The sequence below is a fragment of the Vaccinium witches'-broom phytoplasma str. VAC genome, assembly GCF_000309405.1.
Taxonomy (GTDB): Bacteria; Bacillota_I; Bacilli_A; order Acholeplasmatales; family Acholeplasmataceae; genus Phytoplasma.
In genome coordinates, this window is record NZ_AKIN01000009.1 from 1 (window position 1) to 8,638 (window position 8,638).

The following is an 8,638-nucleotide window of genomic DNA, read 5'->3' on the forward strand; positions in this document are numbered from 1 at the left end:
ATAAAAAATTAAATTAATTTATTCTGATTTTGAAAGTTTATAAAAAAGTTTTTTCTTATAAATTCACAAACACATCATAAAATTTTATTTTATCATATTTGTTTACTCAATTACGAATTTTCTTTGAAAAAACACGTTTCATACTTAAAAAAGGCTTTTTTGAGATTTAAAAAGTTATCTCCTTATTTTCAAAATTAAAAAAACAAAAAAATAATCATTAAAAAATAAAGTAAAACGTAAAACCTCAAAATAATAGTTATTATCTGGTGAAGAAAGTTGAAAAAAACACTATAAAAAGGTACTTGATTTATCGTTTAAAAAATTTATTATAATTTTTCTCAACCTTTATACAAAAAAAGATACTCTAAAAGTATCTTTTTTTGTATAAATAAAATTATTTTTTCAATAAAGCAAACATTCTTTGTTTATAAACTTCAACACCTGGTTGATTGAAAGGATTAATTTCTAAAAGAGAACCAGACATAGCGCAAGCTTTTTCAAAGAAATAAACTAAATAACCCAAGTTATATTCGTCTAATTGAGGCGCAGTCAATTCTAAATTCGGTACCTGTCCTTCAATATGAGCTTGTTTGGTCGCTGTTTTAATTTTTTGATTAATATCTGTATAATTTTGACCTGCTAGATAATTAAGTCCATCTAATTCATTATCTACTTGAGGAATGACTAAATCTTGGTCAAAATGGCCTACATTTAAAACTGTTTCAAAAAAAAACTTACTTCCTTCTTGGATGAATTGTCCTAAAGAATGAAGATCAGTAGAGTTATTAATAGCTCCCACAAAAAGACCTTTTTCGTCTTTACCTTCGGATTCTGCAAATAATTGTTTCCACCATTCAGAAAAACCTAATAAATGCGGTTCATAACTAACTAATAATTCCATTTTTTTATCTAATTTAGTGTGCAAAAGATAACGGGCTGCTGCGTATTGATACGCTTCATTTTGATTTAAATCATCAGATGAAAAATCTAAATAAGCTTGATGAGCTCCTTTTAACATAGCCTCTGCATCTAAATTAGCAAAAACAAAAGGTAATAATCCTACAGCAGTTAAAACGCTGAATCTTCCGCCAACATTGTCAGGAACAACAAATTTTTCGTAACCTTCTTGGTTAGCTATATTTAATAAAACACCTTTTTTACTGTCTGTAGTAGCAAAAACACGTCTTTTAGCTTCTTCTTTGCCGTACTTTTCTTCTATTTCTGTTTTCAATACTCTAAAAGCTAAAGCAGGTTCTAAAGTAGTACCAGATTTAGAAATAACGTTCATCGCCCAATTCTTATCTTTTAAATAATAAATCAAATTTATTAAATAATTACCTGACACTTGATGACCTGCGAATAACACTTCAGGTTTAGTTTTTTGAAAAGGAATTTGAAGCATTTCTATTCCTGCTTTAGCACCTAAATAAGAACCACCGATCCCTATCACTACTAACACATCTAAATCCGGATGTTCTTTTTTTAATTTTTTTATTTTTTGAATTTCCTCAACGTCATCGTTCAAAGGTAAAGTTAACCATCCTAAAACAGTATCTTTTAATTCTTGATCTTCATGCAGTTTTTGATGAATTTTTTTAACTTGAGGAGCTAGTTTTTTACTTTCCTCATCCCAATTTAAAAAATTTTGGATTCCATCTAAATTTAAGTTTAAACTCATATCAACACTCCATAATTATCTTTTGATTATTGCAAATATATTTTTAAAAAACTATTGTTTTTTAATAAATAATAATTAGAGACTAAATGGAAAAATAAATCATCTTTAAGAGAAAATACAATATGCTTTATTTATACTTTATAAAACATATTGTATTTGGTTTTTTAGCGGTTTTGTTATATTAGTTAAAAATTATAAAAATTTAGACATTTTGCGCAATAATCTTACCAATTGACTAACATAACTCATTTCGTTATCATACCAAGACATTAATTTTATAAATTTAGGCTTTTTTTGAAGAATTTGTAAAGTATTAGAGTCATATAAAGAACCATAAGAAGTTCCTACAACGTCAGAAGATACGATAGGATCTTTAACGTATCCTAAAGTTTCATTAGCATTTTTAGCAAAAACTTGATTGACTTGTTCCGCTGTTACTTCTTGGTTTAATTCTACTGTAAGGTCCACTAAAGAACCTGTTACAGTTGGAACTCTAACAGATGTACCATCTATTTTACCTTTTAATTCAGGCAATACTAAACCAATAGCTTTCACTACTCCTGTAGAAGTAGGAACCATGTTAGAAGCTGCTGCTCTACCACGTCTAGCCCAAATACCTTTAGAATGATTTTGGTCAATTAAAGTTTGGTCGCTTGTGTAAGAGTGAACTGTTGTCATAAACGCTTGGTTAATGCCGAAGTTATCATTTAACACTTTCACAACAGGCGCTAAACAGTTAGTAGTGCAAGAAGCTCCACTAACAATGTGATCATCTTTAGTTAAAACATTATCATTGACATTGTAAACAACTGTTTTTAAATCGCCAGCAGCAGGAGCACTAATTAAAACTTTTTTAGCTCCAGCTTGTAAGTGTAGATCCGCTTTTTCTTTACTAGCAAAAAAACCAGTACATTCTAAAACAACATCTACATCTAATTTAGCCCAAGGCAAATCTTTAGGATTTCTTTCTTGAAAAACAGGAATTTTTTTCCCATCCACTACTAAATGATTATCTTCGTAAGAAACAGAATCTGTTTTATATAATCCTTGAGCAGTATCGTATTTTAATAAATAAGCGATTGTTTCTAAATTAGATAAATCATTGATGCCAACAACTTCAAATTGAGGGTTAGCAAAAATGGAACGAAACACTAATTTTCCTATACGTCCAAAACCGTTAATGGCTACTTTTGTTTTTTTGTTCATAATTTGTTATACCTTTTTTTAAATTATTTTTTCATAAATTTTTTTATTCAATATTTTCGATACATTCCAACCCAAACATTGGCTTGCCTTCTAAATATTCTAAAAAGGCTCCTCCGCCAGTAGAAATGTGGCTAAAATGACCGTCTAAACCAAATTTAAAGACAGCAGCTGCACTATCACCACCACCGATGATTGTAGTAGCTTTATTATGCATTTGACTTATTATTTGTGCTATTTCTTTAGTGCCTTGAGCGAAATTATCAAATTCAAAAACTCCTAAAGGTCCGTTCCAAACAATAGTTTTAGCTAAAACTAAATGTTTTCGAAATAAAGCGACTGTTTTAGGACCGATATCTAAACCCATCACATTATCAGAAATATTGTTAACATCAGAAACACTAACTTTAGTTTCGTTAGCAAATTCTTCGCCACAAACAACATCTGGACCTAAAACAATTTTCTTACCTTCTTCAGAACTTAACAATTCTTTCACTAAAGATATTTCATTTTCTTCTAGTAAACTTTTGCCTACGTTATAACCTTGCGCTTTTAAGAAGGTAAAACTCATACCGCCCCCGATTAAAAGAAAATCAACTTTTTTCAAAAGATTACGAATGATTTTAATTTTATCATATACTTTAGAACCACCTAAAACCGCTACTACGGGTCTTTGAGGCGTTTTGATGATTTTATGAAGAAAATTAATTTCTTTTTCTACTAAAAAACCGAAATATTTTTCTTCCATATTTTGAGCAATACCTACGTTAGAAGCATGACTGCGATGAGAAGTTCCAAATGCATCATTCACGAAAACATCGCCTAAAGAAGCCCAATATTTTCCTAAATCAGCGTCATTTTTACTTTCTTTTTTGTTGTCTAAATCTTCAAAACGAGTATTTTCAACCATCAAGACCTCTCCAGGGAGAAGTTTTTCAATAGCTGTTTCTAAAATTTTTCCTCTTGTTTGAGGTACGAAATAAACTTTAGCATTCAAATGAGAAGATAAATTTTGAGCCACCACTTCAAGACTATATTTTTTTTTATCATCTTCAGTTTTAACCCTGCCGAAATGAGAAAAAACAATTACTTTAGCTTCATTTTGAATTAAATATTTTAAAGTAGGCAAAATAGCTTTAACTCTATTATCATCTGTAATACGTTTATTCTCTAAAGGAACATTTAAATCTGCTCGTAATAAAACTTTTTTATTTTTGACGTTAGCTGTAGAAAGGGTTTTTATCATCATACCAAAAATACCTTTTTTTCCAAATCTTGTTTAATTATTTTTTGTTGCGTACTTTCATTATGGCTTTTTTTAATAAATTTCACAAAGATAAGAGTTACGACTATTAAAACAATAATGTTACTTCCAGCCGTACTCCAACCGAATTGACTATAATGGTTTATATCAGTTGCAAGGTGCAATAAACTTAATAGAGATATTCTCAATGAAACTCTTAAAAGATTCATCCAGAATGATACTTTAGCGCTCTTATTGTAGGAAATAATATAACCCATCATCATTGAAGCCCATACAGAAGTGAAAAGTGATAATTGTTCATAAAATAAAATCGTTTTAAAACCTTGCATTTCTTCCGATGAAAAATCTCTGGTTGGTTTGAAAAATTTTAATAATTTTTCACCATAAAATTGATTCACCAAAATACCGAATATGCCTAAAATATTCGTAATAACAAAAACATTTTTAAAAATTTTCAGAGTTTTTCGTGAATCTTGATTGCTAGATTCTTGCGACACCATGACTGATTGTCCATCTTCAAAAGATTGCGATAAAGAGTAAACAATACCATTCACTAACGCTGCTAAACCGGCAATCCCTAAAAAAGAAGGTTCATAAAATTTTGTCGTCAAAGTGTTAACCACTGCTTTACCAACTTCATAAGTAGCCTTACCGACCACTAATCCGCCAGATAATTTAGAAAATTTTTTTAACACTTCAGAAGAGAATTTGAATTTTTTGAAATCTAATCTGGTATCGTTTTTCTTATTAAAGAACACAAAATCAACAGCTATAAAAGTAATCAATAAATCAGAAAATAAAGTAGCTAATTGCAAATCAACAATACTTACCTTTCCTTCTCCTCTAAACCATTTATAACCAAAAGCTAAAAGCACTCTTGCTGAAATGTTTAAAATATTTAAGAAGAAAACAAAACGCGTTTTATTTTTAGCTCTTTCAATTCCAATAAACACTACATTAATAGTCATAAAAATGAAAGATATTAATTGAATTTTATAACATAAAGCGCCACCATCAGTACGATAACTAACGGGTAAAAAAAGGTCGAAATTAGGTATTATAGCACCAATATAGAATACAATGGATAATAAAAGGCTTAAAATAATAGAAAACAAAAAGGCTAAAGTTACGTATTCTTGTGTTTTTTCTTTATTATTTTTTTTATATTCTTGGGCTACTAAAATAACTCCCGCGCCGCCTAAACCCATCGCAATAGCTTGAAAAACTTTACCAATTTGTTTCATCAAAGTAATTACTGAATCGATATTTTTATTTGTTTTTGTAGGAGTTCCAACAATATAATAATCTACTGCAGATGTAAAATGTTTAAATATTAAATAAATAGCAACTGGAATAGAAATAACGATTAAATTTTTCCAAATCGAACCCTGAAACTGAGGTTGAGAATTATTTTTGTTTAAATTTTTTTGTTTAACCTTTGTAGACACTTTTAAAATTTATCCTTTATTTCTTAATTAAAAAACTAAATAAATATTTTTATTGAGTTATTTTGTCAAATACATCAAACACTTCGTCTTTTAAATAGGGTTGATCAAAAATGTTTTTAAATTCAAGATGAGTTAATTTGTTGCCTTGAATTCCGATACCACAATTATGAATGTCTTTTTTTAACAATTCAACCGCATAACTGCCCATTCTGTTGGCTAAAATTAAATCTTCAGCTGTAGGAGTTCCACCTCTTTGAATGTGTCCTAAAATTTGAGCTCTTGTTTCAAAACCACTATATTTTTCCACTTCTTTAGCTAATTCATTAACTGCGAAAATATGTTCTGTCACCACTATAATAGCATGTCTTTGGTTCTTTTCGTATAATTCTTTAACTTTATCAAAAATAGTTTGTTTATCTAAAGATTTTTCGCTTGTGACAATCATATCCACTCCGCCAGCAAGTCCACCGTATAAAGCTAAATCGCCTTTGCGTCTGCCCATTACTTCAATAATGCTGCATCTACGATGAGAAATAGAAGTATCGCGTAATTTTTCAATCGCATCCACTACATTATTTAAAGCCGTACTGAAGCCAACTGTATAATCTGTAGCATTAATATCGTTATCTATCGTAGCAGGAATGCCTATGCATTTAATGTTTAATTCATCTAGCTTCATAGCTCCATGATAAGAACCATCGCCGCCAATAACCACTAATTTAGTAATCCCTAAATCAGTTAAATTGTTAGCACATACTTGACGAACTTTTAATTCATTTTGAAAAGGTAAAAAACGTGAAGTACCTAAAAAAGTACCTGATACATTGATAATTCTGTCTAAAGAATCAGGCGTTAACAATTCTATTTGATTGTTATATAAACCTAAATAACCGTCTTTTACGCCATAAACTTCATAATTTTGATTAGTTCCTGCCATAACGACTGCTCTAATAGCAGCGTTCATCCCCGGAGCATCTCCGCCTGAAGTTAAAACAGCGATTTTTTCTAAATTTTGTTCATTTTTCATTATTAATATAACCTTTTTTTATAAATATTATTTTGAAATTATGCTTTATTAACAGAACCAAATAAAGTTAATTTATGTTTTAATTCTTTTTTAATAGCTAAAAAACCTGGATTTAATAATTTTCTTGGATCATATCCTTTATTAACTAAATCTTTGCCTTCTTCAATATATTTACGTGTAGCTTCAGCGAAAACTAATTGAAATTCAGTATTAACATTAATTTTAACCACTCCTAAAGAAATAGCTTTTTTAATCATGTGTTCAGGAATACCAGTTCCACCGTGAAGAACTAAAGGGATTTGTTCTTTAGTCAAAGATCTAATTTTAACAAAAACATCAAAATCTAGACCTTTCCAATTATCTGGATATTTGCCATGGACGTTGCCAATACCGGCAGCTAACATATCAATGCCCAATTCTGTTATTTGTTTACATTGATTAGGGTCAGCAATTTCGCCTTGACCAACTACTCCATCTTCTTCTCCACCGATACCGCCTACTTCTGCTTCCAGTAAAACTGATTTTTCACGACACAATTGAGTTATTTGACGAGTTTTTTTTAAATTTTCTTCAAAGGGGTAATGACTTCCATCAAACATAACAGAAGTGAAACCAGCTTTAAGAGCTTCTTGAGCACCTTCAAAAGAGCCGTGATCTAAATGAAGTATTACAGGAACGCTAACATTATAAAAAGCATCTAATTCTTTTACCATAGCAACAACAGTTTTAAAACCTCCCATATATTTAGCAGCACCTTCTGACACTCCTAAAATGACTGGTGATTTTAATTCTTCTACAGTTTGTAAAGCAGCTTTAATCCATTCTAAATTATTAATATTTACTTGAGCGATTGCATAACCTTCTTGGTGAGCTTTTAAAATAACTTTTTTATCGGAAGTTAACACTGACAAATCCTTTCTTAAATGTATTTTCTTATATAAAACGTCCTTGATAGATTTTATATATAAAATTACACATTACAACATAAATTTATTTATAAATGAATTATGATGGATAATTCAATTTATAAAACAATGTTTATATTATATATACATTTATTATATTAATGCTTTTTTTAAAAAAAATAACAACAAAAAACAAAAACCGCTTAAAAATAAATAATTTATAATGAGAAAAATTGACTTTTTAAGCTTTTTTTTAATCTTTTTTTGGATGAGGATGGTGCTTTTTGATGGAAGCGAAACGATTGAGAAAAAGAGTTTTTTAGAAGTTGAAAGATATTTTTACTTTTTTGATCCGAAGAAACTCGTTCTTCTAATTAATCAAAGTAAAAAAAACACGCGTCAGACATGACTTATTCAACCTAAAAACAATTAAAAAATAATTATTTTCCTAGAGACAAAGAAGAAGTGAAAATTAAACACGATAATCCTGATATGTAAATTAGAGGATGCAAAATAATAAGCCGGAAATAAATCTATTTTCCAATAAAACGTCAAAATAAATAAAATTATCAAAGCCGCTTCATAAGTTATCAAGAATACCACAATTACCTAAATTAAAATAAATGTTAATTATTTGAAATCGCCAATAATTTCAAACTTTGCCAATTGCATTCTAAAAAGACTCTTTTTATTGGAAATTATTTTTTACTTTCCTTGCAAAAAAACATATAATGAAACCATATTCAAAAATACAAAAAATTAAAGGAGATATTTTCGAATGTCATAAAAACATTCAAGAATCTCAACAATTGTTATTAAATCATAAATCATTATTAGACAAAGAAAATCTTACAGATGTGAAAAAAACGATATAGAAAATATTATAAAGAATGATCCTTTAAAACATAATATCTTATTCCTTTCTATCTTTTCCTATAACTAAAGATATTTAAAAAACCACTAATTTTAGTGGTTTGTTCTTTATTAAAATATTTATAAGAAAAATAATTATCAACTTTAATAAAAACAATCGTTTTTTAACCTTATTTTTTCTAAACTTAAAAATTAATAAAATATTTGACTTTATGACAAAAATATTATAATATAATTAAT

At 28.7% G+C, this 8,638-nt stretch carries 7 protein-coding genes; 1 reads left to right on the forward strand and 6 read right to left on the reverse strand.

What is annotated here, in order from left to right:
- Positions 1-394: 394 nt before the first annotated feature.
- The 6 genes from RI68_RS00490 to fba all read right to left on the reverse strand — a co-directional run bounded on the left by RI68_RS00490 (position 395) and on the right by fba (position 7,525).
- Positions 395-1,678 carry a glucose-6-phosphate isomerase gene (locus RI68_RS00490; protein ID WP_017193315.1) on the reverse strand — a complete coding sequence of 428 codons (1,284 nt, stop codon included), beginning with the start codon at positions 1,676-1,678 and terminating at the stop codon, positions 395-397.
- 192 nt (positions 1,679-1,870) lie between these two features.
- Positions 1,871-2,884: a type I glyceraldehyde-3-phosphate dehydrogenase gene (gene gap / locus RI68_RS00495; protein WP_017193316.1), complete on the reverse strand. Its 1,014-nt coding sequence runs from the start codon at positions 2,882-2,884 to the stop codon at positions 1,871-1,873.
- 43 nt (positions 2,885-2,927) lie between these two features.
- On the reverse strand, positions 2,928-4,127 hold the full coding sequence (locus RI68_RS00500) for a phosphoglycerate kinase (protein WP_026071926.1): 1,200 nt from the start codon (positions 4,125-4,127) through the stop codon (positions 2,928-2,930).
- Positions 4,127-5,593, reverse strand: a complete 1,467-nt coding sequence (locus RI68_RS00505; RefSeq protein ID WP_017193318.1) for an MATE family efflux transporter — start codon at positions 5,591-5,593, stop codon at positions 4,127-4,129. The genes RI68_RS00500 and RI68_RS00505 overlap by 1 nt, the downstream gene beginning before the upstream one ends.
- Positions 5,594-5,642: 49 nt before the next feature.
- The gene (locus RI68_RS00510; RefSeq protein WP_017192563.1) at positions 5,643-6,620 is read right to left on the reverse strand and encodes an ATP-dependent 6-phosphofructokinase; all 978 of its coding nucleotides are present in this window, start codon (positions 6,618-6,620) and stop codon (positions 5,643-5,645) included.
- Positions 6,621-6,658: 38 nt separating this feature from the next.
- Entirely contained in the window at positions 6,659-7,525 is an 867-nt protein-coding gene (gene fba, locus RI68_RS00515) for a class II fructose-1,6-bisphosphate aldolase (protein ID WP_017192562.1), read from the reverse strand.
- A gap of 731 nt (positions 7,526-8,256) precedes the next feature.
- Here fba and RI68_RS03865 point away from each other — a divergent pair.
- The gene (locus RI68_RS03865; protein ID WP_017193319.1) at positions 8,257-8,400 is read left to right on the forward strand and encodes a hypothetical protein; all 144 of its coding nucleotides are present in this window, start codon (positions 8,257-8,259) and stop codon (positions 8,398-8,400) included.
- Positions 8,401-8,638 lie beyond the last annotated feature (238 nt).